This window comes from Paracoccus sp. SSK6 (assembly GCF_039770665.1).
GTDB lineage: Bacteria > Pseudomonadota > Alphaproteobacteria > Rhodobacterales > Rhodobacteraceae > Paracoccus.
This window is the reverse complement of record NZ_JBDPNJ010000001.1, coordinates 157,252-182,199: the sequence shown is the minus strand read 5'-3', so window position 1 is coordinate 182,199 and position 24,948 is coordinate 157,252. Positions and strand designations below refer to the sequence as shown.

General features: G+C 66.1%; 28 protein-coding genes. 12 read left to right on the top strand and 16 right to left on the bottom strand.

Annotated elements, in window-relative coordinates; all coding sequences use genetic code 11:
• Position 1 precedes the first annotated feature (1 nt).
• Together AAIL68_RS00930 and AAIL68_RS00925 are read right to left on the bottom strand one after the other, a co-directional pair.
• Positions 2-733 carry a Crp/Fnr family transcriptional regulator gene (locus tag AAIL68_RS00930; RefSeq protein ID WP_347137607.1) on the bottom strand — a complete coding sequence of 244 codons (732 nt, stop codon included), beginning with the start codon at positions 731-733 and terminating at the stop codon, positions 2-4.
• Between the two features lie 111 nt (positions 734-844).
• Positions 845-2,179: a FliI/YscN family ATPase gene (locus AAIL68_RS00925; RefSeq protein WP_347137606.1), complete on the bottom strand. Its 1,335-nt coding sequence runs from the start codon at positions 2,177-2,179 to the stop codon at positions 845-847.
• An 85-nt stretch (positions 2,180-2,264) separates the two neighbouring features.
• Between AAIL68_RS00925 and AAIL68_RS00920 the strand changes: the two genes are divergently transcribed.
• From AAIL68_RS00920 to AAIL68_RS00875, 10 genes are read left to right on the top strand one after another with little or no spacing between them, the layout of a single operon-like run.
• Entirely contained in the window at positions 2,265-2,648 is a 384-nt protein-coding gene (locus AAIL68_RS00920) for a FlgB family protein (protein ID WP_347137605.1), read from the top strand.
• Positions 2,648-3,040, top strand: a complete 393-nt coding sequence (flgC, locus tag AAIL68_RS00915) for a flagellar basal body rod protein FlgC (RefSeq protein WP_347137604.1) — start codon at positions 2,648-2,650, stop codon at positions 3,038-3,040. The genes AAIL68_RS00920 and flgC overlap by 1 nt, the downstream gene beginning before the upstream one ends.
• Positions 3,041-3,052: 12 nt before the next feature.
• Positions 3,053-3,337, top strand: coding sequence for a flagellar hook-basal body complex protein FliE (gene fliE, locus AAIL68_RS00910; RefSeq protein WP_347137603.1), 285 nt, complete (start codon positions 3,053-3,055; stop codon positions 3,335-3,337).
• Between the two features lie 3 nt (positions 3,338-3,340).
• Complete coding sequence (locus AAIL68_RS00905; protein ID WP_207101794.1) at positions 3,341-3,607, top strand: flagellar biosynthetic protein FliQ; 267 nt, start codon at positions 3,341-3,343, stop codon at positions 3,605-3,607.
• Between the two features lies 1 nt (position 3,608).
• On the top strand, positions 3,609-4,325 hold the full coding sequence (locus AAIL68_RS00900) for a flagellar hook-basal body complex protein (protein WP_347137602.1): 717 nt from the start codon (positions 3,609-3,611) through the stop codon (positions 4,323-4,325).
• Positions 4,326-4,335: 10 nt separating this feature from the next.
• On the top strand, positions 4,336-5,121 hold the full coding sequence (flgG, locus tag AAIL68_RS00895; RefSeq protein ID WP_347137601.1) for a flagellar basal-body rod protein FlgG: 786 nt from the start codon (positions 4,336-4,338) through the stop codon (positions 5,119-5,121).
• Positions 5,121-5,534 carry a flagellar basal body P-ring formation chaperone FlgA gene (gene flgA / locus AAIL68_RS00890; protein ID WP_347137600.1) on the top strand — a complete coding sequence of 138 codons (414 nt, stop codon included), beginning with the start codon at positions 5,121-5,123 and terminating at the stop codon, positions 5,532-5,534. Before flgG ends, flgA begins: the two co-directional genes overlap by 1 nt.
• A 14-nt stretch (positions 5,535-5,548) precedes the next feature.
• Positions 5,549-6,274 (top strand): flagellar basal body L-ring protein FlgH, encoded by a 726-nt coding sequence (flgH, locus tag AAIL68_RS00885; protein WP_347137599.1) that lies wholly within the window; start codon positions 5,549-5,551, stop codon positions 6,272-6,274.
• A gap of 8 nt (positions 6,275-6,282) precedes the next feature.
• On the top strand, positions 6,283-6,867 hold the full coding sequence (locus AAIL68_RS00880) for a hypothetical protein (RefSeq protein ID WP_347137598.1): 585 nt from the start codon (positions 6,283-6,285) through the stop codon (positions 6,865-6,867).
• Between the two features lie 60 nt (positions 6,868-6,927).
• Complete coding sequence (locus tag AAIL68_RS00875; protein WP_347137597.1) at positions 6,928-7,893, top strand: glycosyltransferase; 966 nt, start codon at positions 6,928-6,930, stop codon at positions 7,891-7,893.
• On the opposite strand, the gene rfbA is transcribed toward AAIL68_RS00875, so the two are convergent.
• From rfbA to AAIL68_RS00825, 10 genes are all read right to left on the bottom strand, one after another.
• Positions 7,866-8,741, bottom strand: coding sequence for a glucose-1-phosphate thymidylyltransferase RfbA (rfbA, locus tag AAIL68_RS00870; RefSeq protein WP_347137596.1), 876 nt, complete (start codon positions 8,739-8,741; stop codon positions 7,866-7,868). The genes AAIL68_RS00875 and rfbA overlap by 28 nt on opposite strands.
• Entirely contained in the window at positions 8,738-9,595 is an 858-nt protein-coding gene (gene rfbD, locus AAIL68_RS00865; RefSeq protein WP_347137595.1) for a dTDP-4-dehydrorhamnose reductase, read from the bottom strand. The genes rfbA and rfbD overlap by 4 nt, the downstream gene beginning before the upstream one ends.
• Positions 9,592-10,632 carry a dTDP-glucose 4,6-dehydratase gene (rfbB, locus tag AAIL68_RS00860; protein ID WP_347137594.1) on the bottom strand — a complete coding sequence of 347 codons (1,041 nt, stop codon included), beginning with the start codon at positions 10,630-10,632 and terminating at the stop codon, positions 9,592-9,594. The genes rfbD and rfbB overlap by 4 nt, the downstream gene beginning before the upstream one ends.
• The gene (rfbC, locus tag AAIL68_RS00855; RefSeq protein WP_347137593.1) at positions 10,629-11,189 is read right to left on the bottom strand and encodes a dTDP-4-dehydrorhamnose 3,5-epimerase; all 561 of its coding nucleotides are present in this window, start codon (positions 11,187-11,189) and stop codon (positions 10,629-10,631) included. Before rfbC ends, rfbB begins: the two co-directional genes overlap by 4 nt.
• An 84-nt stretch (positions 11,190-11,273) precedes the next feature.
• Positions 11,274-12,374 carry a flagellar basal body P-ring protein FlgI gene (locus tag AAIL68_RS00850; RefSeq protein WP_347137592.1) on the bottom strand — a complete coding sequence of 367 codons (1,101 nt, stop codon included), beginning with the start codon at positions 12,372-12,374 and terminating at the stop codon, positions 11,274-11,276.
• Complete coding sequence (locus AAIL68_RS00845; RefSeq protein ID WP_347137591.1) at positions 12,374-13,378, bottom strand: hypothetical protein; 1,005 nt, start codon at positions 13,376-13,378, stop codon at positions 12,374-12,376. Before AAIL68_RS00845 ends, AAIL68_RS00850 begins: the two co-directional genes overlap by 1 nt.
• Positions 13,379-13,381: 3 nt before the next feature.
• The gene (gene flgK, locus AAIL68_RS00840; protein WP_347137590.1) at positions 13,382-14,836 is read right to left on the bottom strand and encodes a flagellar hook-associated protein FlgK; all 1,455 of its coding nucleotides are present in this window, start codon (positions 14,834-14,836) and stop codon (positions 13,382-13,384) included.
• A gap of 12 nt (positions 14,837-14,848) precedes the next feature.
• Positions 14,849-16,165: a flagellar hook-basal body complex protein gene (locus AAIL68_RS00835; RefSeq protein WP_347137589.1), complete on the bottom strand. Its 1,317-nt coding sequence runs from the start codon at positions 16,163-16,165 to the stop codon at positions 14,849-14,851.
• Between the two features lie 70 nt (positions 16,166-16,235).
• Complete coding sequence (locus tag AAIL68_RS00830) at positions 16,236-16,973, bottom strand: flagellar motor protein MotB (RefSeq protein WP_347137588.1); 738 nt, start codon at positions 16,971-16,973, stop codon at positions 16,236-16,238.
• 88 nt (positions 16,974-17,061) lie between these two features.
• Complete coding sequence (locus AAIL68_RS00825) at positions 17,062-18,510, bottom strand: aldehyde dehydrogenase family protein (RefSeq protein WP_347137587.1); 1,449 nt, start codon at positions 18,508-18,510, stop codon at positions 17,062-17,064.
• A gap of 153 nt (positions 18,511-18,663) precedes the next feature.
• On the opposite strand from AAIL68_RS00825, the gene AAIL68_RS00820 reads away from it, so the two are divergent.
• Positions 18,664-19,320, top strand: a complete 657-nt coding sequence (locus tag AAIL68_RS00820; protein ID WP_347137586.1) for a peroxiredoxin — start codon at positions 18,664-18,666, stop codon at positions 19,318-19,320.
• A gap of 36 nt (positions 19,321-19,356) precedes the next feature.
• Here the strand turns inward: AAIL68_RS00820 and AAIL68_RS00815 are convergent, their stop codons facing one another.
• The 4 genes from AAIL68_RS00815 to pnp form a co-directional block, all read right to left on the bottom strand.
• Entirely contained in the window at positions 19,357-20,190 is an 834-nt protein-coding gene (locus AAIL68_RS00815; RefSeq protein WP_347137585.1) for a glycosyltransferase family 2 protein, read from the bottom strand.
• Positions 20,175-20,954: a hypothetical protein gene (locus tag AAIL68_RS00810; RefSeq protein ID WP_347137584.1), complete on the bottom strand. Its 780-nt coding sequence runs from the start codon at positions 20,952-20,954 to the stop codon at positions 20,175-20,177. Before AAIL68_RS00810 ends, AAIL68_RS00815 begins: the two co-directional genes overlap by 16 nt.
• On the bottom strand, positions 20,951-21,703 hold the full coding sequence (locus AAIL68_RS00805) for a glycosyltransferase family 25 protein (protein ID WP_347137583.1): 753 nt from the start codon (positions 21,701-21,703) through the stop codon (positions 20,951-20,953). Before AAIL68_RS00805 ends, AAIL68_RS00810 begins: the two co-directional genes overlap by 4 nt.
• A 64-nt stretch (positions 21,704-21,767) precedes the next feature.
• Entirely contained in the window at positions 21,768-23,912 is a 2,145-nt protein-coding gene (gene pnp / locus AAIL68_RS00800; protein ID WP_347137582.1) for a polyribonucleotide nucleotidyltransferase, read from the bottom strand.
• Positions 23,913-24,137: 225 nt separating this feature from the next.
• Between pnp and AAIL68_RS00795 the strand changes: the two genes are divergently transcribed.
• Positions 24,138-24,923: a hypothetical protein gene (locus AAIL68_RS00795; protein ID WP_347137581.1), complete on the top strand. Its 786-nt coding sequence runs from the start codon at positions 24,138-24,140 to the stop codon at positions 24,921-24,923.
• Positions 24,924-24,948: the final 25 nt, after the last annotated feature.

The window sequence follows — 24,948 nt, the reverse complement described above, 5'->3', positions numbered from 1 at the left end:
ATCAGCGGCTGGTCCGGTCCAGATCCAGATAGGACGGATCGAAGCGCGCCAGCAGCGCCAAGCCCTTCCAGTCGATGATGGTGATATCCGATCCCGACCAGCGGATCAGGCCGCGATCCCGCAGGTCGCGGACCGCGCGGTTCACATGGATTGGGGAATAGCCCAGAATATCCGCCAGTTCGCGTTGCAGCAGCGGCAGCTGGAACTGCCCGTCCGAGGCCGCGCCGACCGCATTCAGGCGCGTGTAGATCTCGCACAGAAGATGCGCCAGATGCGCGCTTGACCGCAGGGACGCGGCGGCGACCAGCCATTGCCTGTGAATGGCCGAATCGATCAGCGTCGCCATCCACAGAAGGCGGGTCAGATGCGGGAAGTTCCGGGTGATCTCGATCAGTTCGGAATGGTCGATGAACTCGACCTCGACGGGGCCGACCGCGACAATGGAATGGTCCAGCTTGGACAGGACAAAGGCGTGAAGATCGACGAAATCGCCGGGAACATGCAGGGCCGTGATCACCCGGTCGTCCGGGCGGCCCACAAGCTGGTTCGACCGCGCCGATATTCCCCGCAGCATCATGCAACTGCGGGTCGGGCTGCTGCCGGCAGGAACGATCACCTCGCCCGCGGCATAGCTGGCATGGTCCGTCTTGATCGCCCTCAGGCGGTCCAGGTCTTTGGGGGCCAGAGTGTCACGTCGTTGAAGATAACGGACAAAATACTCGGTGATTGCCAATTCCGTCCCCTTGTTATGGCAGGGGACAGTTGCAAATCGTGCTGCACCGCGCAATGGTCCGCCCCCCTGACCTAACATTAATTAAGCGATCTCAATTGCTTGCGCTTGCGATCACATCCGCCCGCCTTGGCGCGGATTGGCCTGAACCCGAAGCGCGCGCGCAAGTTCCAGAAAGCTCTCCGCAACCCCGATCGTCTTGCAGGTCACGAAGTCATCAAGCTGCGGGAAGAGCTTTACAGCCTCATCCAGGCGGGGATCCGATCCGGGCGCGTAAAGGCCTGCGCGAATCATCAACTCGGATTCCGCATAGGCCCCAAGGGCGGCCCTGGCCTTGCCGATCATCCTGTTCTCGTCAGCGGTGGCGGCGTCGGGCAAGGACCGTGACACCGATCTTACCACATCGATGGCCGGAAAACGACCGCGTTCCGCAATCGTCCGGTCCAGCACCACATGGCCGTCCAGCGTGCCGCGCAGGATGTCGGCCACCGGCTCCTCCATGTCCGATCCGGCGACCAGCACGCTGAAGATGCCGGTGATGTCGCCCGTCCCCTCCAGCCCCGGACCGGACCGTTCGGCCAAACCCATGATCAGGTTCGAGACCGAGGGAGGAAAGCCGCGATAGCTGGGGGGCTCCCCCGCAGCTAGGGCGATCTCCCGATGCGCCTCCGCAAAGCGGGTGATCGAATCGGCCAGGAACAGGACATGGCGTCCCTGGTCGCGGAAATGCTCGGCCACCGCCATCGCGGCCCAGGCGCAGCGCCGCCGGATCAGGGGCGAGCGGTCCGAGGTCGCGGCCACGATCACCGCCCGCTTCATGCCCTCGGCGCCCAGGGTGTTTTCGACGAATTCGCGCAACTCGCGCCCGCGTTCGCCGATCATGGCGATCACCACGACATCGGCCTGCACGCCCTTGGCAAGCCCCGACAGCAGCGTGGACTTGCCCACGCCCGATCCGGCGAACAGCCCGATCCGCTGTCCCCTGACCAGGGGCAGCAGCGTGTCGAAGACCGCAAACCCAGTAGGCAGGCGCGCGCCCAGCCGCTTGCGGCGGACGGCGGGCGGGGCCTCGCGCCGGTAGGGGCGCGGCTCGCGGCCCGCAGGCAGGGGGCGGCCGTCCAGCGGCTGGCCCAGGGGATCGATGATTCGCCCGACCCAGGCGTCACAGGGGGCAATCGTCGGCGCGAACAGCAACTCGACCTCGGCCCCCACCGACAGCCCTTCGGCATCGCCTTCGGGCAGCACATCGGCATGGCGCGGCGCAAGGCCCACCACCTCGCCCGCCACCTGCCCTTTCTGCAGCGAGATCACCACCCTGTCGCCGACCGAGGCATGGCTGTTCAGCCCCTCGACCCGGATCAATCCCGCCTGCATCGAATGCACCCGACCGAAATGCCGGGCCATGCGCAGATCGGCAATCCGCGCCGCGATCGAGGTCAACTGGTCCATCCCCGTCCTCCGTTTTTTCAGGCCGCAAACGGTTTCTAAACGAATCGGGGTTAAGACCGGGTTATCGCCAATGAGGAGAAGCCTCATGTTTGAGAACATCGAAATGATGCGCATGGCCCGTGCCCTGGGCCAGCACGCCAGCCAGCGGCAGATCACCGTCGCCCGCAATATCGCCAATGCCGACACCCCCGGCTTCAAGGCCAAAGATGTGGCCTCCTTCACCGACAGCTATCGCGCGGCATCCGCGCCGCTGCGCACCACCGATCCGCGCCATCTGGATGCGCCAGACTGGTCGCCCGCCACATACATGACGGCAGCAGAAACCGGCGTTTCGCCCAACGGCAACTCCGTCTCGCTGGAGGAGGAAATGCTGAAGGCGGCCGAGGTCAAGCGCAGCCACGACCTGTCGCTTGGCATCTACAGTTCGGCGCTTGATCTGATGCGCACCAGCATCGGGCGGAGGGCGTGATGGACCGGCCCATATCCGCCCTGCACCTGTCGGCATCCGGGATGCGCGCCCAGGGCGAACGCCTGCGCCACACGGCCGAGAACATCGCCAATGCCGACACGCCCGGCTATCGCCGCAAGCTGGTCAGTTTCGAGGAAACCACCGACTTTGGCCGCCCCACCGGAGAGGTCGAAGCATCCAGGCTGCGGCTGGACCAGACGGAACTGCCGCGCCTTTACGATCCCTCGCATCCCCTGGCGGACAAGGACGGCTATTACCTCGGCTCCAATGTCGATCTGGTGATCGAGATCGCGGATAGCCGCGAGGCCGGCCGCAGCTACGAGGCCAACCTGAAAATGTTCGAGCAGACGCGCCAGATGGGCGCGTCGCTTCTGGAACTTCTGCGCCGCTAGAAAGGGCCGCCCATGTTCACCAGTCTCAATGCAGCCAGTGCCTATTCCGCCGCCCGCACTGCCGTGGCCCCCGGCCAGCCCGCCCCCGCCGTCCAGGCGCTGTCGAACGCGGCCGAGGATTTCGCGGCCCAGATGGCACAGGTCGATCAGGCCGCGACCGGCGCCATGACCGGCCAGGTGGAAACCCACGGCCTGGTCCAGACCCTGGCCGAGGCCGAGATGGCCATGGAGACTGTGGTCGCCATCCGCGACAAGGTGGTCGAGGCCTATCAGGAAATCCTGCGGATGCCGGTGTAAACCATGGATGAGACGCTGCTTTTCGACATGCTGCGCCAGGCGCTGCTGATCTCGGTCCGCATCTCGGCCCCGATGCTGGCGGTGGCGCTGATCGCGGGGGTCGTGATCGGCCTGTTCCAGGCCCTGACCTCGGTCCAGGAGATGACGCTGACCTTTGTGCCCAAGGTCGGGCTGATGCTGGCCGTTTTCTGGGTCACGATGAGCTTCATGACCACGGCGCTGTCCGATTTCTACCTGGGGCAGATCATCCCCCTGGTCGCGGGAAGCTGACATGGACAACGCGATCTATGCGACGCTGACCCGGCAATCGGGCCTGATGGCCGAGATGCGCGTGGTGGCCAACAACATCGCCAATGCCAACACCACCGGCTTTCGCCGCGAAGGGGTGATCTTCGCCGAACACCTGTCGGCGCTTGACCGCGGCGGCGATACGCTGTCCATGGCCCATGCCCGCGGCCGGACCCTGGATCTGGACCAGGGCGTCCTGACCCAGACCAATGGCAACTACGACCTGGCGATCGAAGGCGAGGGCTTCTTCCTGGTCGAAACGCCCGAAGGCAACCGCCTGACCCGCGCGGGCGCCTTCCTGCCTTCGGCCGAGGGCGAGCTGATGACCGCCGACGGCTTCCGCCTGCTGGACGAGGGCATGGCGCCGATCATCGTGCCCGCCGGTGCCAGCGGAGTAGCGGTCGGCGCCGATGGCACCCTGTCCGCCAATGGCGTGGCCTTCGGCAAGATCGGAGTATTCGCCGCCCCCGAGGATGCGCCGCTGACCCATCAGGGCGGCACCACGTTCACCACCGACGAACAGCCCGAGCCGGTCGAGGATGCCCGCATCCGCCAAGGCTTCCTTGAGGAATCGAACGTCGATTCCGTCTTCGAGATCACCCGCATGATCGAGGTCCAGCGCGCCTACGAGCTGGGCCAATCCTTCCTTGACCGCGAAGATCAGCGCATCCGCAGCGCGATCACCGGCATGACCCGCTGAAAGGTCCACCATGAGAGCCCTGCAGATCGCCGCCACCGGCATGAGCGCGCAGCAGACCCGCGTCGAGGTCATCTCGAACAACCTCGCCAACATGTCCACCACCGGCTACAACGCCCGGCGCGCCGAATTCGCCGACCTGCATTACCAGCAGGTCACGCGTCCCGGCACGGTCACGGCGGCCGACGGCACCGTCATACCGGCGGGCGTCCAACTGGGCTTGGGCGTGCGGCCCACGGCGGTCAGCATCAACCTGCAGCAGGGCGCGCTGACCCAGACCGGGGGCGACCTGGATCTGGCCATCGACGGCGACGGCTATATCGAGGTGACGCTGCCCTCCGGCATCTCGGCCTATACGCGCGACGGCGGGCTGAAGCGGTCCCCGGATGGGCTGATCGTGACCTCGGACGGCTATCCGGTCGCGCCGGGCATCACCATCCCGGACGACGCCAGCACGATTTCCATCAACGCCGCCGGAGAGGTTTACGCCTATTTCAGCGACCAGGTCGAACCCGAGATGCTGGGCCAGCTAACGCTGGCGGGCTTTTCCAATGAAAAGGGGCTGGAGGCGATCGGGTCGAACCTGTTTCTGGAAACCGCCGCGTCGGGCACGCCCCAGGTGACGACTCCGGGGCAGGAAGGGCTTGGCACGCTGCGGCAGGGCTATCTGGAGGACAGTTCGGTCGACTCGGTGCGCGAGATCACCGAACTGATCAAGGCGCAGCGCGGATATGAACTCAACGCCAAGGTCATCACCGCCGCCGACCAGATGCTGGCGGCCACGACGCAGGTGCGCTGATGCGCTGGCTGGTCCTTCTTCTGGCGCTGTCGCCCCTGCCCGCCCAAGCCGCCGTACTGGCCGCCGCCCGGACCCTGCCCGCGGGCACGGTCATCATCGCCGCCGACCTGCGCGCCATCGACGGCGACCGGCCCGGCCTGTCGGACCCGTCCGAGGCGATCGGGCTGCAGACCCGCATCACCATCCACGAAGGTCGCCCGCTGCAGGCATCCCTGCTGCAGGCGCCCAAGCTGATTTCCCGCAACCAGATCCATCCGCTGGTCTTCCAGCGCGGCGCCCTGCGCATCGTGACCGAGGCGCGGACGCTCTCGGACGGTGCCGCGGGCGAGGTGATCCGCGTCATGAACCTCGAATCGCGCGCCACCATCAGCGCCGTGGTTCAGCCCGACGGCAGCCTGCTGGCGATGAAATAACCCAAGGACATCCGATGAAACCGGCCCATTTCCTTTGCCTGGCCATTGCCGTCACCGCCTGCGCGCGCGCCGACCACCTGGGCAAGCCGCCAACCCTGACCTCGCCCCGCGACAGTGAGGAGTTCATCGCCATGACCAACCCGCCCCTGGAAATCCCCGTCGATTCGGGCCGCCCCGAGGCTGCGGCGTCGCTCTGGGCCGGGACCACCTCGTCGCTCATCAGCGACCGGCGGGCCGCCACGCGCGGCGACATCCTGACCGTGGTGATCCAGATCGACGACGAGGCGCAGATGACCAACAGCTCGGGGCGCAGCCGCCAGTCGGGCGAAAGCGTGTCGATCCCGCAGATGGTCGGCATCCCGCAGCGGCTGAACCGGGAACTGCCCGACGGCGCCAGCTTCGACAACCTGGCCGAGGCGGAATCGTCCTCCACCTACAAGGGCAGCGGCAACATCACGCGCCGCGACAAGCTGACCCTGCGCGTGGCCGCCACCGTGATCGACACCCTGCCCAACGGCACCCTGCAGATCGAGGGCACGCAGGAGGTCCGCGTGAACTACGAGTTGCGCGAGCTGACCGTCAGCGGCTTCGTGCGCCCCGCGGATATCGACCGCAGCAACGAGATCGCCTATGACCGCATCGCGGGGGCGCGCATCTCCTATGGCGGGCGCGGGCAGATCACCGATGTCCAGCAACCCCGCTTCGGCCAGCAGCTGGCCGACGTGATCCTGCCCTATTGAGGCCGCCGATGAAGAAGATCCTGGGCTTGCTGGTTCCTGTCATCGCCCTTGTCGGAGGGGTCGCAGCGGGAGAAATGCTGCGCCTTGATGCGGGAGCGGCCGACCCTGCCACGGCCCAAGCCCAGCCGAGCGACCATGGCGCGGCGGAGGCCGAGGGCCACGGTACCGACGAAGCTGCCGCCCATGCCGGGGCAGAACCAGCCGACGATCATGGAAAGGCACAGGCTGCCAGCGATCACGGCGGCGGCCATGACAGCGCCGCTGTCCCGGCGGACGGCTGGTTCACCTTCCCCAGCCAGTTCTTCGTCCCCCTGATGCGCAACGGCGACATGGGCGCCGTGATGATCCTGACCCTGACGATCGAGACGCCCGGCGCTGACCTGGCCGCGATGGAACAGCAGGAACACCGCCTGCGCGATGCCCTGCTGCGGGAACTGCTGATCCACGCCAATACCGGCGGCTTCGACGGCAACTTCACGTCCGAGGCGCGGCTGGCCCCCTTGCGGGAACGGCTGCGGAAGGCTGCGCAGGCCAGCACGGATCTGACCGTCAAGGCCGTGCTGATCGAGGATATCGCGCGCCAGGCAGGCTGACGGTTGCATCGGGCAGGACGGCAGGGCAGAAGCCGCCCTGCCCCGATCAAGGACATGCCGGTGGACCGACCGATCTTTCCGCCCCAACCCGTGACGATCCTGCTGGCCAGCTATCGCGGCGCAGCCTTTATCGGCGCGCAACTGCACAGCATCGCCGCGCAGACGCATGGGGATTGGCGGCTGATCGTGTCGGATGACGGGTCGGATGACGGCACGCGCGAGATCGTCGCGGATTTCGCGGCCTCGCGTCCTGCGGGCCAGGTGCAACTGACCTGCGGCCCCCAGCGGGGCGCCACGCAGAACTTCCTGCACCTGCTGTCGCTTGCGCCGGACGGCCCCCTGGCCTTTTGCGACCAGGACGATGTCTGGTTTCCCGACAAGCTGGCCCGCGCCGCCCATGCGCTGGCACCCCATCACGGTCCTGCCCATTACGCCGCCCGGACCATCATCACTGACGCAGACCTGACCCCCGTGGCCGAGTCGCGCCGCTTTCCCCGCCCGCTTGGTTTTCGCAATGCCCTGGTTCAGGCGATCATGGCGGGCAACACCTCGGTCTTCAACGCCAAGGCGGCGGCGATCCTGCGGCGTTGCGTCGGTCCGGCACGGGACCACGGCATCCAGTCGCATGACTGGTGGGCCTATCAGGTCACGGCGGGCGCCGGGGCGGCGCTGATCCATGACGAAAACCCCGCGCTGTTCTATCGCCAGCACGCCCGAAGCGAGATGGGCCGCAACGACACGGTTCGTGCCATGTCGCAGCGGATCGGAATGCTTCTGGCGGGCGATTATGGCGGCTGGCTGGCGGCCAACCACGCCGCGCTCCATGCCGTCCGGTCAGAGCTTCTGGCTGAAAACCGCGCCATTCTGGACCGCCTTGGCGCGGCCCTGCGCCAGCCGGGGCCCCTTGCCGCGACGACCATGGCCCGCATCGGGCTTTATCGCCAGACGCGGGCTGGAACGGCTGCCCTGTTCGCCGCCGCCCTGGCCGGACGGCTTCGTCAAGACCCGATCAGGCCCATCAGATAGCGGCCATAGGCGTTCTTCGAAAACCGCCCCGCCTGTTCGCGCAACGCGTCCTCGGAAATCCAGCCGGCCTCGAAGGCGATCTCCTCGGGGCAGCCGGTCTGCAGGCCCTGGCGGTTCTCCAGCGTGCGCACGAAATTTCCCGCGTCCAGCAGGCTGGCATGGGTGCCGGTATCCAGCCAGGCAAAGCCGCGCCCCATCTTTTCGACCGTCAGGCTGCCGTCGTGCAGATAGCTTTCCAGCAGGGTCGTGATCTCAAGTTCCCCCCGGTCCGAGGGCGTGACGGACTTGGCCCGCTCGGGTGCCGTTCCATCCAGGAAATACAGCCCCGTGACGGCAAAGTTCGACGGCGGCAGCTTCGGCTTTTCGACGATCGCGCGCACCTTTCCATCAGACTGGAAATCCACCACGCCGTAGCGTTCCGGGTCCGCGACGCGATAGCCGAACACGGTGCCCCCGCTGTCGCGCCGGTCGGCGGCCTTCAAAAGCTCGGGCAGGCCATGGCCGAAGAAGATGTTGTCGCCCAGAACCATGGCGGACGGCGCGCCCGCAAGGAAATCCTCGGCCAGCAGATAGGCCTGCGCCAGCCCGTCGGGCGAAGGCTGGACGATCCATTCGAAGCGCAGCCCCCATTGCGCGCCATCGCCCAGAAGCCTCTGGAACTGCTGCTGGTCGTCGGGCGTGGTGATGATCGCGATGTCCCGGATGCCCGCCAGCATCAGCACGCTGATCGGGTAATAGATCATCGGCTTGTCATAGAGCGGCAAAAGCTGCTTCGAGACGCCCATCGTGATCGGATAAAGCCGCGTCCCGGACCCCCCCGCCAGAATGATGCCCTTGCGTGCGGTCATGTCGTATATCCCAATTCCCTCAGAACATGATCAAGGTCGCCCCGCCAGTCGGGCCGCTCGATGCCGAAATCCCGCGCGATACGCGAACAATCCAGCCGCGAATTGGCCGGGCGCCGCGCCGGGGTCGGATAGTCGCTGGCGGGAATGTCGCGCACCTCGCAGGAAAGGCCCGCCCGCGCAAAGATCGCGCGCGCGAAATCGGCCCAGCTCACGTCGGGCGCCCCGGCGAAGTGGTAAAGCCCGCCCTTCCGGCGGTCGGCCAGCATCTGGCGCGCCATCGTGAGCAGCGCGGCGGCGATCCGGCCGGCCTCGGTCGGGCCGCCGATCTGGTCGGCCACGACGCTGAGGCTGTCCCGTTCGGCCCCAAGCCGCAGCATCGTCTTGACGAAGTTCGCGCCATCGGGGGAAAACACCCAGGAGGTGCGGAGAACGGCCCATTGCCCGCCCGCCGCCGCCACCCGGCCTTCGCCGTCCAGCTTGGTCTGGCCGTAAACGCCCAGGGGCGCGGTCGTGGCATCCTCGGCCCGCGCCCCCCCGCCCGAGCCGTCGAAGACATAGTCGGTCGAGACATGCAGGAACGGAATGCCCAGATCGGCGGCGGCCTGGGCCACCAGGCCCGGCGCCGTCGCGTTCAACATGGCGGCCGCCACGGCATCCGTTTCCGCCTTGTCAACGGCGGTATAGGCCGAGGCATTGATGATCGCCCTTGGCCGCAGGTCGCGAACCCTTGCTGCCACCGCCTGCGGATCGGTCAGGTCGGCCTCGGCCCTGCCCCAGAAGGTGGCCTGGGGGGCCTGCCGGGCCAGCGCCTGCGCAAGCTGGCCGGTTTTTCCCAGAACAAGCAAACCGTTCATTTCGCCTGTCCCAGACGCTGTCCCACCCCGTCGCGCGACAGAAGCGGCTGCCACCAGTCGCGGTTCTGCAGATACCATTCGACGGTGCGCCGCAGCCCTTCCTCGACCGTGACCGAGGGGCGCCAGCCCAGTTCGGAACGGATGCGGTCCGGGTCGATGGCATAGCGGCGGTCATGGCCCGGACGGTCCGTGACAAAGGTGATCAGCTCGGCATGGGGGGCGCCTTCGGGATGCAGCTCGTCCATATGGGCGCAGATGGTGCGCACCAGGTCGATGTTTTTCGCCTCGTTCTCGCCCCCGATATTGTAGCTGCGGCCGACCTGCCCCTTTTCAAGGACCAGCATCAGCGCATCGGCATGATCCTCGACATAGAGCCAGTCGCGCACGTTGCCGCCATCGCCGTAAACCGGGATCGGCTCGCCCGCCAGGGCCTTCAGGATGACGACGGGGACCAGCTTCTCGGGGAAATGATAGGGGCCATAGTTGTTGGAACAGTTGGTCAGCACGACCGGCAGGCCATAGGTCTCATGCCAGGCGCGCACCAGATGGTCCGATCCCGCCTTGCTGGCGGAATAGGGGCTGCGGGGATCATAGGGCGTCGTTTCAGTGAACTGCCCGGTTTCATCCAGCGAGCCGAAGACCTCGTCGGTCGAGATGTGGTGGAAGCGGAAATCATCAGGTCGGCCGCAGTCGATCCAATGGCTGCGCGCCGCCTCCAGCATGTTGAAGGTGCCGATGACGTTGGTTTCGATGAAGGCGGCCGGACCGTCGATCGAGCGGTCCACATGGCTTTCGGCGGCCAGGTGCATGACGGCATTGGGCCGATGCGCGGCAAAGACCCGGTCAAGCGCGGCGCGGTCGCGGATATCGACCTGCTCGAAACGGTAAAGGGGGCTTTCGGCTGCCTCGGCCACGTTGGCGGGATTGGCGGCATAGGTCAGCGCATCGACATTGACGACCTGATGCCCGCGCCGGACGGCAAGCCGGACCACGGCCGATCCGATGAACCCGGCGCCGCCGGTGACAAGGATCTTCATGCCGCACCTTTGTAGTCGAAGGGGGATTGCCAGTCGGCAAAGGCCGGGGCATCCCGATCCTTGTCGGACAGCACGGGATCATCGACACCCCAGTCGATGCCCAGGCTGTCCCACCGGACCGCCCCGTCGCTGGCCTTGTCGTAATGGGCGGTGCATTTGTAGACGATCTCGGTATCCGGCTCCAGCGTGACAAAGCCATGCAGGAAACCGGGCGGAACCCAAAGCTGGCGTCCGTTTTCATAGGTCAGTTCCACCGCAACCCATTGGCCATAGGCCGGACTGCCGCGGCGCGCATCCACCGCGACATCCAGCAGCGCCCCGCGCCCGCAGCGCACCAGCTTTCCTTGCGCAAAGGGCGGCGACTGATAGTGCAGCCCCCGCACGGTGCCGGCGCGCCGCGACATCGAATGGTTGTCCTGCACGAAGTCCGGCAGGTCCACCCCGGCCCCGGACAAGGTCTTGCGGTTCCAGCTTTCCGAAAAGAAGCCGCGCTCATCACCAAATCTTGCGGGCGTCAGAACAAGCACATCGGGCAAGGCGGTGGTTTCTATCTTCATCGGCTCGATCCAGACCAGAACATCGCCTCTCCGTCTATGCGATGAAACAGGGGGTGTCACTTGCCTTGCGGTCTTCGACCTGCCTCATTCGACGATCAGATCGGCGTGCAGGGCTCCGGCCGCATGGATCGATTTCAGGATGTCGATCATTTCGCGCGGACGAACGCCAAGCGCATTCAGTCCTTCGACCAGATCGCTGAGCGAGGTTTCCCCCGCGACCTCGGCAAAGCCGATGCCCGGTTCGTTGCGCAGTTCGGCCACCGTCCGCGGAACCGTCACGGTTTCGCCGCGCGCGAAAGGGTTGGGCTGGGACACCATCGGCGCCTCGCTGACCTGCAATGTCAGCGCCCCCTGGGACACCGCGACCCGCGATATCCGCACGCGCTCGCCGATGACGATGGTGCCCGACTTGTGGTCGATGACGACCTTCGCACGGTCCTCGGGCTCGACCATGAGGTTCTCGATCCGGCCCAGAACACGAGCCGGATTGACCTCGCCAAGCTGCCGGAATTCGACCAGGACGGTTCCGCTGTCCTGCGTGACGGCAAGGCGGCGGTCGAAGTCCCGGTTGATCGCGTCCTCGATCCGCGTGGCGGTGGTGAAATCGGCGTTTCGCAAGGCGATGCGGATGTTCTCGATGCCGGCGAAATCGAACTCGACCTCGCGCTCGACCCGCGCGCCCGCCGGGATCTTGCCCGAGGTCGGAACCCCCTCGACCACGCGCGCGGCCTCTCCCTCGACCGCGGCGCCGCTGGCGATGATCGAGCCCTGGGCGACGGCATAGATGTTGCCGTCGGCCGCCTTCAACGGCGTCATCACCAGCGTGCCCCCCAGCAGGCTTTTGGCATCGCCGATGGTTGATACGCTGACATCGATGCGCGCGCCCGACCGGGCAAAGGGCGGCAGGGCCGCGGTGACGACGACGGCGGCGACGTTGCGCGACCGCAATGCCTCGTCCGTGACGTTGACGCCCAGCCGTTCCAGCAGACCGGCCAGCAATTCTTCGGTGAAAGGCGCATTGCGGAAGCCGTCGCCGGTGCCGTCCAGACCGACCACCAAGCCATAGCCGACCAGATCGTTGCCCCGCACCCCGTCGAATTCGGCCAGATCCTTGACGCGCACCGGCGCCGCCACCGCGAGAGCGGGCAACAGCGCCATGACCAGGATCGCAAGCAGGCGCCGCATCAGATGTAATCCGCCAGCTTGAGCTGCGACAGCCGCCCGATCACCGAATAAAGCGTCTGCAGCTTCGTTTCGGCCTCGCTGATGGCAGCCGAGGTCGCAAAGGGATCGGCCTCGCGCAGCCTGTTGCGCGCGGTCTGGAGGGTGGCGGTCGCGGCTTCCCCTTCGGTCTGGACGGTGGCAATCACCTGCTGGGCATAGCCGATGCGCGACATTTCCGCGATCAGGGCGGGTGAATTGTCCATGAGCGTCTTGCCAGCGCCTTTCAGCAATTCCCGGCCTTCCTGCGGGTCGCCGGCCAAGACGCCACGGTCGATCAGCGCAGCGGTTGCAAGGCCTTTCAGGCTGTCGCGGATCGCCGGCGACAAGGCGGTCGTCGTCAGGGCAAGGGTCGTCTCCTCGCTGATCGGCAGGCGCTGGCCCCCTGCCGCGCCGCGATAGGCGACATCCGCAAAACCGCCCGAGGGGGCGTCGAACCAGTCCGAAACCGCTTGCGCCACATCTCCGGCCGTGGTCATTCCCAAAACCAGGGTCGTCAATTCCGACAGGATCGCATCGGCGGATACCAGAGGGGCCGCGTCGCTGGCCGTGCCCGAGAACAGGAACCGCTGCCCGACCGAGCCGTTCAATTGCCCGATCATCGTCTGCAGGGTCAGGACAGCCTCGGCCGAGCGGGCGGCCACCAGTCCGCCGGTTGCCAGTTCCGGCTCAAGGTAAAGGCCTTGCCCCAGCTTTTCGGTGGCGGACTGGATGGCCGTCAAGGCGTCCTGCATGCTTTGGGTATGCGCCGCGGCCTCGGCGGCGTTGGTCTTGAACTGGGCCAGCCGCGCCAGCCGCGCCTCGATCCCGGCCAGGGTCTGGGTGTTGCCCCCCAGCCTTGCGCCCAGATCGGCAACTTCGCCGCTGGAGAGTTCCGCGGTCAGCGTCGCCAGCGTGGTCTTGATCCGGCTGGAAGCCGCCTGCATCGCGAAGGCACGCGCCTGATCCCCGATGGATTGCACCGTCATCGTTCAAATCTCCAGTATCTGGTCCATCATGGCCTGGATGGCCTGGATCACCCGCGCATTGGCGGCATAGGCCTGTTCGTATTGCAGCAGTTTCTGCATCTCGGCATCGCTATCGACGCCGTCCGCGGCCAGCCGGGACCAGATCGTGTCCGCCTGGCTGTTGCGGACCGCGGCCTCCGATTGCGCGTTCAGGCGGGCGGTGGAAACCTGCGCCTCGACCGCGGCCAGCCGCCCGGCAAGCGAGGCCTTGCCGCTGAACCCGGTGCCCGTTGCAGGCGCGGCGGTCTTGCCCAACGCCTCGGACAGCGCGATCAGCAGCGTCGCATCGCCAACCGTCCCCGAGGTCGTGGCCCCCAGGCCCGCGCGGATGCGCCAGGCCGCGCCCCCCGCGCTTTCCACGACCGCACCGTTCACACCGAAGCGTCCTGCAAGCCCGGTCTTGTCCGCCGCAGTGGCGCGGGCGCCGTCATCGGTGAAAAGGCCGGGGGACGTGAGGGTGATCGTGGGATCGACTGCCGGATCGGCCAGCCGGTCGTGCAGATCAAGCGCGATGTCGTCCAGCAACTCCTGCGCCTTGGGCGCGAGTTCGTCGCGGATGGCGAAATTGGCGGCCAGCGAGCCGCCTGCATAAAGCCTCATCTGCGATTGCGTCAGTTCGACGCCGTTCTGGACCAGCATGGACAATCCCGACCCAGCCGTCTGGGCCGTTGTCACCTGCCCCGCCGCCGTGAAGGAAAGTTCGGTCGGCACGGTGCCGTCCAGAAGCACCGCCCCTTCGGCCGTGAACAGCGCGACGGCACCCGCCGCCCGCGTCACCTCCTGCACCGGGACGATCCTTGCAATCGCGCTGATGATGCCCTGCCGCTGGTCATAAAACGACGAGGGATCCGAGCCATCCGCCTCCAGCACGGCGATCTTGCGGTTCAGATCGGCCACCTGGGCCAGGGACTTGTTCAGGCTGGCAATATCTGTGGCAATGGCCTGATCGGCGGCGGTGCGCGCCGCCTGAACCTCGCCTGATAGGGTGTTCAGCCGGTCAGCCAGCGCCGTTGCCGTATCGACCACCTGCGTCAGGCGGATGTCGTCATCCGGCCGGCTGGCCGCCGAAGACAGGGCCGTCTGGAAGGCGCTGAGGGCGGATCCCAGGCTGCCGGCATTGCCGGCGATGCCCATGGCGTCCTCAATCCGGGTGGCAAAATCCAGGCGCGTGGCGGCGTCAGAGCGCGCGGCCTCGGCCAGGCGCGATTCGGACAGGACGCTGGCATTGACGGCGCGGGTTACGCCATCGACCCGCACGCCCCCGGCATTGCCGCCCGCCGTCTGCGCGCTGACGACCAGATCCCGGCGGGCATAGCCGGGGGTCGAGGCATTGGCGAGGTTGGCCGCGACCGCTTCGGTCCCCCGCGCCGTGGCGGTCAGGCCCGAAATGGCATTTCCCAAGGCGCGCGCGATGCTCATCCATCAGCCCTTTCAGCGCTTGATGTTCGTGGTTTCCTGCAGCATCTCATCCACCGTCTGGATGATCTTCGCGTTCGAGGAATAGGCCCGCTGCGTCTGGATCAGGTGGGTCAGTTCCTCGGCCACGTCGGTGGTCGATTCCTCCAGCGCATAGCCCTGGACCGAGCCGGTCGGCCCGTCCCCGGCATCCCATAGGAAGAAGCTTCCCGATGTGGGCGAGATCGTGAAGGCCTGCGAACTGACCGAAGTCAGGCCATTCGGGTTGGGCACATCGACCAGCGGGATCTGGTACAGCGTTTTCACAAAGCCCGTGTCGTAGCTGGCCTTCAGGAAACCGTCCGCGTCCACCTCGACCGTGGTCAGGTTTCCGACCGGGGATCCGTTCTTGGTGATGTTGGTGGGCGAGAAGCTGGCCGACAGCTGGCGCAGGCCGGTGGTTCCGCCCGGCCTGCCGATCACCAGGTCCATCGGCCCGCCCGCCACCGTCAACCCGATCGCCCCGGTCGCCGGATCATAGGCCCCACCGCTGATCGCGGTCACGCTGGCGATGCTGCCGGGATTGGCCTGGCTGTCGTCAAAGGTGATGCGATACGACCCGACCAGGTTCGAGGCCGGATCCGACGCCGAATTGCGCACCTCCATCACCCAACTGTTCGACATGCCGGTCGCATCCGAGGTATCGGGGACAAAGGTGATGTTCAGGGATTCGGCAGTACCCAGGTTCCCGTAATATTCCACCTTCAGACCCAGCGGATCGCCGGATGCGGTGGGCCTCGTTTCGGTCGCGGGCAGGTTGACGCCCAGGGATACCTGGGTGGTCGGATCGCCCGAAGTCTGGTTGGCGCTGATCTGGATGGGCACCAGCCCGCCCATCGTGTCGCGCGACATCAGCGGGATCGTTCCATCCGCCTGTGCGGGCCACCCCATCAGCACCAGGCCCGAGCCGGTCTTCAGGAACCCTTCGGCGTCGGTCCGAAACGATCCGGTGCGGGACATCATGAAGGGCAGGTCCGTAAAGCCGTTGTCCAGGTCCACGGCCGAGGTGACGGGCAGCATCCCCCGCCCGGACACGGCAATGTCCAAGGGATGCGACGTGGTGGACAGCGCCCCGTCATCCTCGATCAGCCTTTGCGTCGTGGCGGTGACGCCGCCCGCCGAATACAGGCCTGCCACGCGATGCTGGTTCAGCACGAAGGCGTTGAAGTCGGTTTCCATCCGCTTGTAGCCATAGGTGCCCGAATTCGCGATGTTGTCGGAAATCGTTGCAAGACGGGTGGAATTGGCCGCCAGCCCCGAGACACCGGCGCTCATCGCGGAAGACATTGACATGGCATCACCTTCTTGTGGTTCGCCTTGGATCATCCACCGCAGGGCTTAAGATTCGCCTAACCGCGCCCGTTCATCTGAGTAAAATCACCTCGATCCGGTTGTTGGCCGGGTCCATGGGATTGGCGGTCTTCCCCTTCCGGTCCGCATAGCCCGTAACCCTTTGGATACGCTGGCCATCCAGGGCGGAACCCTCCAGAAGAACCCGGACCGCGTGGGCGCGGGCATCCGACAGGGTCCAGACCGGCGAATTCACCAATGTTTCGGGATAGGCGCGGACATGGCCGGAAACGGCGATCTGGTTTCGGGTTCTGGCAACGACCCGCCCAAGGATTCGGGTCAGATCCCGCAGCACCGGCTGCGGCTGGGCGCTGTCCTCGACAAACAGGGGCGCGTCCGTCAGATCGCCCAGTTCGATCACCAGCCCCTCATCCGTCATGCGGGTGACGACATGGCGCAGCAGGTTGGTCAATTGCTGCGATTCGCCCCCGCTTGCGCGGATCTGACGGTCGATCTCCTCGGCCACCTGTTCCAGGGTGGTCTCGGCCGCGTCCTTCCCCTGCTGCTCCACGCCGTCGCCCGTTGCACCGGGCGTGCGCACGATGGTGGGGTTGAAGTAATCCGCCAGCCCCTGCCGCTGCTGTTCGGTGGTGGCGTTCAGCAGCCACATCAGCAGGAAAAAGGCCATCATCGCGGTCACGAAATCCGCATAGGCGACCTTCCATGCCCCGCCATGGTGCCCGCCTTCGCCCGAGGCGGTCACCCGCTTGATCATGATCGTGGATCCTGCGGATCCCTTCTGCCTTGCCATCGCCCCACCGCCTTGAACATTCGCGGGGAATGTCGCGGGCGGCGGGGCAAAGAACAAGTCAACCCCTCAAATGCAAGGCATTATGGGGTCAGTCGGCGGCCCAGCCGCTGATGGCCTTGGAATCCATGAACTCCTCAAGCCCCATTACGCCGCCTTCGCGCGCCCGGCCCGACATCTTGACGCCGCCGAAAGCCGATCCCGCGCCGCGCGACTGACCATTCATCTCGACCATGCCGGACCGTAGCTGTCGGGCCAGGCGGTTGCGCCGGGCGCCGTCCTGCGACTGGACATAGTTGGTGAGGCCATAGGGCGTGTCATTGGCGATGGCGATGGCCTCTTCCTCGGTCTCGAAGGGGATGATCGACAGGACGGGGCCGAAGATTTCCTGCTGGGCGATGGTCATGTCGTTGCTGACATCGGCGAATACAGTCGGACGCACGAAATAGCCGCGGTTGACGCCTTCGGGCAGGCCGGGGCCGCCCGCGACAAGGCGCGCGCCTTCGTCGATGCCCTTCTGGATCAGATCCTGGATCCGTTCCCACTGCTGTTTGCTGACCACCGGCCCGATATGCCGCCCCGGCTGATGGGCCGTGGCCACCTGCGTTTCATTTGCGACCTTGGCCGCCGTTTCCACTGCGTGGTCATAGACCGAGCGTTCGACCAGCATCCGGGTCGGCGCATTGCAGGACTGGCCGCTGTTATAGAAGCAATGCCGCGCGCCCCGCACCACCGCCTTGTCGTCGGCATCCGCGAAGACGATGTTGGCGCCCTTGCCGCCCAGTTCCAGCACCACCTTCTTCAGCGTGTCCGCCGCGGCCTTGGTGATGGCAATCCCCGCGCGGGTGGATCCGGTGAAGCTGATCATGTCCACGTCGCGATGCGTGGACAGCTGCGTGCCCACCCCCGGCCCGTCGCCGTTCACCAGGTTGAAGACGCCCTTGGGCAACCCGGCCTCGTCCACGATCTCGGCGAACAGCATCGACGATAGGGGCGCGATCTCGGAGGGTTTCAGCACGCAGGTGTCGCCTGCCAGGATCGCGGGAATGACCTTCAACGTGACCTGGTTCATCGGCCAGTTCCAGGGCGTGATGAGGCCCACGACGCCCACAGGCTCCCACGCGACCATGGATGTGGGGGCGTGATCGCCCAAGGGCCGGATGAAGTCGAAATCCTTGAAGGCATTGATGAAGTTGGTGATGTGCCAGGTGCCCGCCGCGACCTGGTCGTCCAGCGACATGTCCTGGGGGGCGCCCATCTCGTGGCTGATCGCCCAGGCCATGTCGGCGGCGCGGCGATTGTAAATCTCCAGGATCTTCTCGACATGGGCCAGACGCTCGGAGGGCTCGGACCGCGACCACGAGGCGAAGGCCGCCTTCGCCGCCGCGACCGCGCGGTCCGTGTCCGCTTGGTCGCCCAGGCTGATGACCGCCACCGCTTCCTCGGCCGAGGGGTCGATCACCTCGAGGTCATTGGCGCGCACGGGATCCACCCATGCCCCGTCGATATAGAACTTGCGCTTGTCCAGAAGCCCTGCCATCGCCATCCCTCCCTGCGGATTTGGCCATAAGGTAAGCCCCAGCGGGGCAGGCGCAAGCCTTCATAAATCTCGATACACTATATCGATAAACGACTGGCATTCCCGGTCGCCTGCCCTATTCTGCGCGCGACAACCACTTGAAAGGACGCGGCCATGTCCCTGCGCATCAACGACATCGCCCCCGATTTCACCGCCCCCTCGACCGAGGGCGAAATCCGGTTCCACGACTGGCTGGGCGACAGCTATGGCATCATCTTCAGCCATCCGCGCGACTTCACGCCGGTCTGCACCACCGAATTCGGCGCCGTGGCGCAACTGATCCCGGAATTCGAGAAGCGGGGAACCAAGGTGCTTGGCGTTTCGGTCGATTCCGTCGAGGATCACGGCAAATGGAAGCGCGACATCGAGGCGGTGGCAGGCGTCCCCGCCAATTTCGCGATGATCGACGACCGCGACCTGACCGTCGCCAAGGCCTATGACATGCTGCCCGCCGACTACTACCTGCCCGGCGAAGGCCGCACGCCCGCCCATTCGGCGACCGTGCGCAGCGTGTTCATCATCGGCCCGGACAAGAAGGTGCGGCTGACCATGACATACCCGATGTCGATCGGCCGCAACTTCGCGGAAATCTTGCGGGCGCTGGATGCCGTGCGGAAGACCGACGGCGTGCCCATCGCCACGCCCGCCGACTGGCTGCCGGGCCAGGACGTGATCGTGGCCCTGTCCCTGGACGACAAGGCTGCCGAGGAACGCTATGGCCCGCTGGACATCAAGCTGCCGTACCTGCGGTTCGCCAGGGATCCGGCGTGATCCTGCCTGCGCCCCGCCCTTGCAGGGCGCGCTTGCCTAGCCGGGCCAGCCGTAATGGGCGATCATCGCGGCAATGGCCTGGTCGTTGCCCGTCCCGTGCAGGTTGGCAGCCCGCAGGCTTTGCGCCTGGCTGCCTTCCCATTCGACAATCCGGGCGCGCGCGCCGATCTTCTGCGCCTCGACCCCGTTCAGGCGGTGCATCCAGTAGAGCCACACGTCGTCCGAACGCGGCGCCAAGCGGGTGAACAGGTCGTCGCGCGTCACGTCGGCGTGAAACACGCCGGGCGCATAGATCACGCCGCTGACCCCCGTCAGGAAGGTCAGCGGAGAGCATTCGGGCGCGTCGATATTGTGCCGCCATTCGGCATAGGGCGCAGGCTGGCCATCCGCCCGCAACGCGATCCGATGCGCCCGGTGGCAAGCCACGGGCGCGCCTGCATTGGCGGCACCGACCAGTTTCTCCAGCCAGTCGGCGGGATAATAAACATCGTCATCGGCCGTCACCACGAAGGCCTCGGGATGCGCCAGCAGCGTCGGCACGATCTTCTTGTAGGACCGCCAGGCAGGGCAGGTCCGAACTTCCAGCCCTGGTAGCAGCCGCACGTCCTGCGGGAGATGCGCCTGATCGCCGTCGTCCAGCCACAGGATCACCCGATCAGGCCGGACCGACTGGCGAAGGATGCCTTGCAAGGTCAGCGCAAGCGTGCCGAACCGCGCCGGATAACTGGTCAGCGAAATCACCAGCGGACCGGGCAGGCCATGAGGGCGGCCTGGCCCGTCAGGGCGGGCGGCAATCTCGGCCTTGGCGCGGGCCAGGCGGCGCCGGTGCTTGAAGGCCCGGAAGGCGCCCGAAATCACGGCCGGTCCCAAGCCTGGCGCAGCCAGTCGATCTTGCCGATGCGGCGATACCACTTGTGGCCGCGCCCGGCGAAGACATCCTCCATCTTCGGTGCGCCCGCGAACAGGACGATCTTCGCGCCGGGGGGCAAGGCGGGGTCGCGCAGATAGCTGGCCAGATGACGCGGCACGCAGTGGTTCTTGAAGCTGACGCACCACCCCTTAGGCCAATAGTTCAGGTTCCCGTGTGCCGCCAGCTGCGCCGACTGGAACTGCTGGCTGATCTCATAGCGTGCCGTGGCGCCCGCCGGGTCGGCCAGATAGGCATCGAGGATATAGGCGTGCTGCCCGATCTCGAACCGGAAGACGCTGGAATTGCCGACGCTGTGCAGGAAGCGGTCGCGCGCGGGGTTCACCTTGCGCAGGGGCTTGGGCCGGAACAGGTCGTCGTCGCGGATGATGTGGAAGGCGCCCGGCAGGTCGAAGAAGGGCTGCAGGTCATCGACCACCACCAGGTCGATGTCGAGGAAAAGCGCCGTCCCCGAAAGGTCCGCCAGATCGCGCCGGAAGATCGCAAGCTTGCGCCAGCGGGTATCGCCATGGCCCTTGGGCAGGCCCAGTTCGGGCAGGGGCACCGCCTCGATCCCTGGCTCCAGGCCTTGGGCATCGTCGGTAAAGCAGATGAAGCGGTGCGGCCGCGCAAGATGGCGGCGGACCTGATGATACAGCCGGTTCACGTCGGCTGCGCTGTAAAGCGTGCCCCATTTCATCGTCAGGATCAGGACCGGATCGGTCATCGGCTGCCTCGCTGCCTGCCGACGCGGACCGAGACGCGCTCGCGTAGCCATTGGCCAATCGAGGCATAGCCCGACCGCTCGGACCTCCGGCTGCCCATCAGATCGCGCAGCCGGGACCGTTCGGCCCTCAGATGCGATGTTTCGTCATTGTCAGGCCGTTGTTCGACCAGGCGCGGGACCAGGAACCAGGCACCCAAGCCATAAAGGTCGCAAGGCCAATCGGCCTGCCTTCTGACAGGGGTTGCAGCCTGCACCAGCCGTGCGGCCGCATCGGCGCGCAGCGTATAGGCCATGGCCCCGGTGGCCTTGTTGGCCACCCGCCGCATGACGGCGAAAGAGCCGACGGAACGCCGGACAAAGGGCAAGGCCCGCGCAAAGTTGTGATAGATCAGAGCCATCGGAACATCGCGGTAAAGACCAGCGCGCACGAAATCGGCAAAATGACGATCCAGAAGGGCGTCGTCCTCAAGAACGATAGCGCCGGGCAAGTTGCGGTCCAGGATCATCTGGTGGATGGCGCGATGCGACAGGGCGCAAGCGAATTCCCCATCCGACATGGGCCTGCGCAACGCCTGCCGTGCATGTTCGCGATCAACCATCGCTTCGTATTGCGCAGGCAAGCCCTTGCGAGCGTCGATACCCTCGACCAGTTCATGGGAAAGCCCGGCGCTATCCAGTGCCGCCACAAGCGGCGCGCGGCGCCCCTCGTCGCCGGCCAGGGTAAGCACCAAGATCGGCCAGTCCGTCATCAGCAAAGCCTTTTGTAGACAAAAATCGGCCCCGGTGCGACCCGGGGCCGACAAGATCCGAAGATCAGCTCTCGGCCGCTTCTTCCTTGGTCTCGGTGATCTCCTGGCCGGTCTGCTGATCGACCATCTTCATGCCCAGGCGAACCTTGCCGCGGTCGTCGAAGCCCAGCAGCTTGACCTTGACCTCCTGGCCTTCCTTCAGAACCTCGTTCGGGTGGTTCAGGCGCTTGCCCGCGATCTGGGACACATGGACCAGGCCGTCGCGCTTGCCGAAGAAGTTCACGAAGGCGCCGAAATCGACCAGCTTGACGACCTTGCCGGTGTAGATCTTGCCTTCTTCCGGCTCGGCCACGATCGAATAGATCATGTCATAGGCCTTCTTGATCGAATCGGCATTGGCCGAGGCGATCTTGATGGTGCCGTCGTCGTTGATGTCCACCTTCGCGCCCGAGGTTTCCACGATCTCGCGGATGACCTTGCCGCCCGAGCCGATCACTTCGCGGATCTTGTCGGTGGGGATGGTCATCGTCTCGATGCGCGGGGCGTGGGCGCTGAACTCGCGGCGGCCTTCGGACAGGGCCTTGCCCATCTCGGCCAGGATGTGCAGGCGACCTTCCTTGGCCTGGGCCAAGGCCTGCTCCATGATGGCGGGGGTGATGCCCGCGACCTTGATGTCCATCTGCAGCGACGTGATGCCTTCGGCGGTGCCGGCAACCTTGAAGTCCATGTCGCCCAGGTGATCCTCATCCCCCAGGATGTCGGTCAGGACCGCATACTTGCCGTCGTCCTCCAGGATCAGGCCCATGGCGACGCCCGCGACCGGCGCCTTCAGCGGCACGCCCGCATCCATCATCGACAGCGAGCCGCCGCAGACCGAGGCCATCGAGGACGAGCCGTTCGATTCGGTGATCTCGGACACGACGCGGATCGTGTAGGGGAAGTCGGTCGGGGCGGGCAGCACGGCCTGCAGCGCACGCCAGGCCAGCTTGCCATGGCCGATCTCGCGACGGCCGGGCGACCCCACGCGGCCAACCTCGCCCACCGAATAGGGCGGGAAGTTGTAGTGCAGCAGGAAGTTCGACCGGAAATTACCGTGCAGCGCGTCGATGATCTGTTCGTCGTCGCCGGTGCCCAGCGTGGTCACGACCAGGGCCTGCGTCTCGCCACGGGTGAACAGGGCCGAGCCATGGGTGCGCGGCAGGATGCCCACTTCGCTGTCGATGGCGCGGACGGTGCGGGTGTCGCGGCCGTCGATGCGGGCGCCGCCGTTGATGACGTCACCGCGCAGGATGCCCGATTCCAGCTTCTTGAGCGCAGAACCCAGATGCGGGTCGGCCAGTTCTTCCTCGGTCAGGGCTTCCTTGACCTTGGCTTTCGCGGCCTCGATCGCGTCGCGGCGCTCACCCTTGTCGCGGATGGCATAGGCGGCGCGCATGTCGGCCTCGCCCGCGGCCTTCACCTTGGCATAAAGCTCGGAATAGTCGGGCGACTGGAAGTCGAAGGGCTCTTTCGCGGCGGCCTCGGCCAGGTCGATGATCAGGTCGATCACGGGCTGCATCTGCTCGTGGCCGAACTTCACGGCGCCCAGCATCTCGTCCTCGGTCAGCTCATAGGCTTCCGATTCGACCATCATCACGGCATCTTTCGTGCCGGCGACGACCAGGTCCAGGCGCTGTTCGGGATTGCCGCGCAGGTTGTCCATGTCCTGGACTTCGGGGTTCAGCACATACTGGCCGTTCACGAAGCCCACGCGGGCAGCCCCGATCGGACCCATGAAGGGCACGCCGGAAATGGTCAGCGCGGCGGATGCCGCGATCATCGCCACGATGTCGGGATCGTTGACCAGGTCATGCGACAGGACCGTGCACATCACCAGCACTTCGTTCTTGAAGCCCGGCGCGAACAGCGGGCGGCAGGGCCGGTCGATCAGGCGCGCGGTCAGCGTCTCCTTCTCGGTCGGGCGCGCCTCGCGCTTGAAGAAACCGCCGGGGATCTTGCCGGCGGCATAGTATTTTTCCTGATAGTGAACCGTCAGCGGGAAGAAATCCTGCCCCGGCTTCGGTTCCTTCGCGAAGGTCACGTTGGCCATGACGCTGGTCTCGCCCAGGGTGGCGATGACCGTGCCGTCGGCCTGACGGGCAACCTTGCCCGTTTCCAGCGTGAGCGTTTCCTGGCCCCACTGGATGGATTTCTTCACTTCGTCAAACATCTGGTTTCCTCTGGGCCGCGCCAGCCCTCTGGCCACGCCCGTGTCCTATGGCGGCCCCATTGCCGCCGCCCCTATCCTTTGCATGTGCCCCGGGGCATGGGGCGTCACGTCACAGATGGCGGGCCATTACAGGAAAACAAGGGGCTTGGAAAGTAGAGAGACTGGATGCTGGCACCGCCCGGCCGCAGCCGCCATACTGAGGGCGGGCGGCAGGGAAGCAGCGTCATGAACATTCATCCGATCCACCGTTTTCTGGCGCGGGCGCCAAAGCCGCTGCGCCCACCGGCCTGTCGGTTCCTGTATGGGCGCCTGCTGCCCCGCCTTGCCTTGGACCCCGGACTTTTCACGGGCAGGCGCGTGCTGATCGTCGGGCCGGCGCGCACGGTCGAAGACGACCTGTCGGCCCTGGATCCAGACCGCTTCGACCTGGTCGTCAGGATGAACAACGGACTGGACACGCCCGTGCGGGCCATGGGCGCGAACCCTTACCGCTGCGAGGTGCTGTTCCACAGCCTGACCGCGGATGCCCGGCCTGTGACGGACGACAACCTGCGCCGGGCAGGAGTGAAAACGGTTGTGCATCGCACCCCCAAGCGCGGCGCCTTTCTGCGCACGCTTGCCTTTCGCGACCGGCTCGATCCGGCAATCGACCTGCGGATCGTGCCGGTCGATCGGTATCACGCGCTGTCGCAGCAGCTTGGCGGGCATTCCCCGACGACCGGGCTGGTCTGCGCCAGCGTGATCCTGGAGGCCAAACCGCAGGCGCTTGCCATCTGCGGCTTCACCTTCTTCAGCACCCGATATATCGACCGCTACGACGACGCCGACCGCAGCGATGCCGACACGGTGCGGCGCATCCGCGACACGGGCCATCATGATCCAGGACAAGAAGCGCAGCTGCTGATGGCGATGGTGGATCGGGCCCGCGCCCGGGGAGTCGAGGTCATCCTGGGCGCCGGAGTTCAGCAGGCTGCCGCAGCGATGGCGGACCAGCCACAGGCCGGATCGTGATTTCGATCGATCTATGGGCCGTATG

Excerpts from the sequence above, each read along its gene's own strand:
- AAIL68_RS00925 (WP_347137606.1), bottom strand. The coding sequence starts at position 2,179 with ATGGACCAGTTGACCTCGATCGCGGCGCGGATTGCCGATCTGCGCATG.
- AAIL68_RS00920 (WP_347137605.1), top strand. The coding sequence starts at position 2,265 with ATGTTTGAGAACATCGAAATGATGCGCATGGCCCGTGCCCTGGGCCAG.
- flgC (WP_347137604.1), top strand. The coding sequence starts at position 2,648 with ATGGACCGGCCCATATCCGCCCTGCACCTGTCGGCATCCGGGATGCGC.
- fliE (WP_347137603.1), top strand. The coding sequence starts at position 3,053 with ATGTTCACCAGTCTCAATGCAGCCAGTGCCTATTCCGCCGCCCGCACT.
- AAIL68_RS00905 (WP_207101794.1), top strand. The coding sequence starts at position 3,341 with ATGGATGAGACGCTGCTTTTCGACATGCTGCGCCAGGCGCTGCTGATC.
- AAIL68_RS00900 (WP_347137602.1), top strand. The coding sequence starts at position 3,609 with ATGGACAACGCGATCTATGCGACGCTGACCCGGCAATCGGGCCTGATG.
- flgG (WP_347137601.1), top strand. The coding sequence starts at position 4,336 with ATGAGAGCCCTGCAGATCGCCGCCACCGGCATGAGCGCGCAGCAGACC.
- flgA (WP_347137600.1), top strand. The coding sequence starts at position 5,121 with ATGCGCTGGCTGGTCCTTCTTCTGGCGCTGTCGCCCCTGCCCGCCCAA.
- flgH (WP_347137599.1), top strand. The coding sequence starts at position 5,549 with ATGAAACCGGCCCATTTCCTTTGCCTGGCCATTGCCGTCACCGCCTGC.
- AAIL68_RS00880 (WP_347137598.1), top strand. The coding sequence starts at position 6,283 with ATGAAGAAGATCCTGGGCTTGCTGGTTCCTGTCATCGCCCTTGTCGGA.
- rfbA (WP_347137596.1), bottom strand. The coding sequence starts at position 8,741 with ATGACCGCACGCAAGGGCATCATTCTGGCGGGGGGGTCCGGGACGCGG.
- rfbD (WP_347137595.1), bottom strand. The coding sequence starts at position 9,595 with ATGAACGGTTTGCTTGTTCTGGGAAAAACCGGCCAGCTTGCGCAGGCG.
- rfbB (WP_347137594.1), bottom strand. The coding sequence starts at position 10,632 with ATGAAGATCCTTGTCACCGGCGGCGCCGGGTTCATCGGATCGGCCGTG.
- rfbC (WP_347137593.1), bottom strand. The coding sequence starts at position 11,189 with ATGAAGATAGAAACCACCGCCTTGCCCGATGTGCTTGTTCTGACGCCC.
- AAIL68_RS00850 (WP_347137592.1), bottom strand. The coding sequence starts at position 12,374 with ATGCGGCGCCTGCTTGCGATCCTGGTCATGGCGCTGTTGCCCGCTCTC.
- AAIL68_RS00845 (WP_347137591.1), bottom strand. The coding sequence starts at position 13,378 with ATGACGGTGCAATCCATCGGGGATCAGGCGCGTGCCTTCGCGATGCAG.
- flgK (WP_347137590.1), bottom strand. The coding sequence starts at position 14,836 with ATGAGCATCGCGCGCGCCTTGGGAAATGCCATTTCGGGCCTGACCGCC.
- AAIL68_RS00835 (WP_347137589.1), bottom strand. The coding sequence starts at position 16,165 with ATGTCAATGTCTTCCGCGATGAGCGCCGGTGTCTCGGGGCTGGCGGCC.
- AAIL68_RS00830 (WP_347137588.1), bottom strand. The coding sequence starts at position 16,973 with ATGGCAAGGCAGAAGGGATCCGCAGGATCCACGATCATGATCAAGCGG.
- AAIL68_RS00825 (WP_347137587.1), bottom strand. The coding sequence starts at position 18,510 with ATGGCAGGGCTTCTGGACAAGCGCAAGTTCTATATCGACGGGGCATGG.
- AAIL68_RS00820 (WP_347137586.1), top strand. The coding sequence starts at position 18,664 with ATGTCCCTGCGCATCAACGACATCGCCCCCGATTTCACCGCCCCCTCG.
- AAIL68_RS00810 (WP_347137584.1), bottom strand. The coding sequence starts at position 20,954 with ATGACCGATCCGGTCCTGATCCTGACGATGAAATGGGGCACGCTTTAC.
- AAIL68_RS00805 (WP_347137583.1), bottom strand. The coding sequence starts at position 21,703 with ATGACGGACTGGCCGATCTTGGTGCTTACCCTGGCCGGCGACGAGGGG.
- pnp (WP_347137582.1), bottom strand. The coding sequence starts at position 23,912 with ATGTTTGACGAAGTGAAGAAATCCATCCAGTGGGGCCAGGAAACGCTC.
- AAIL68_RS00795 (WP_347137581.1), top strand. The coding sequence starts at position 24,138 with ATGAACATTCATCCGATCCACCGTTTTCTGGCGCGGGCGCCAAAGCCG.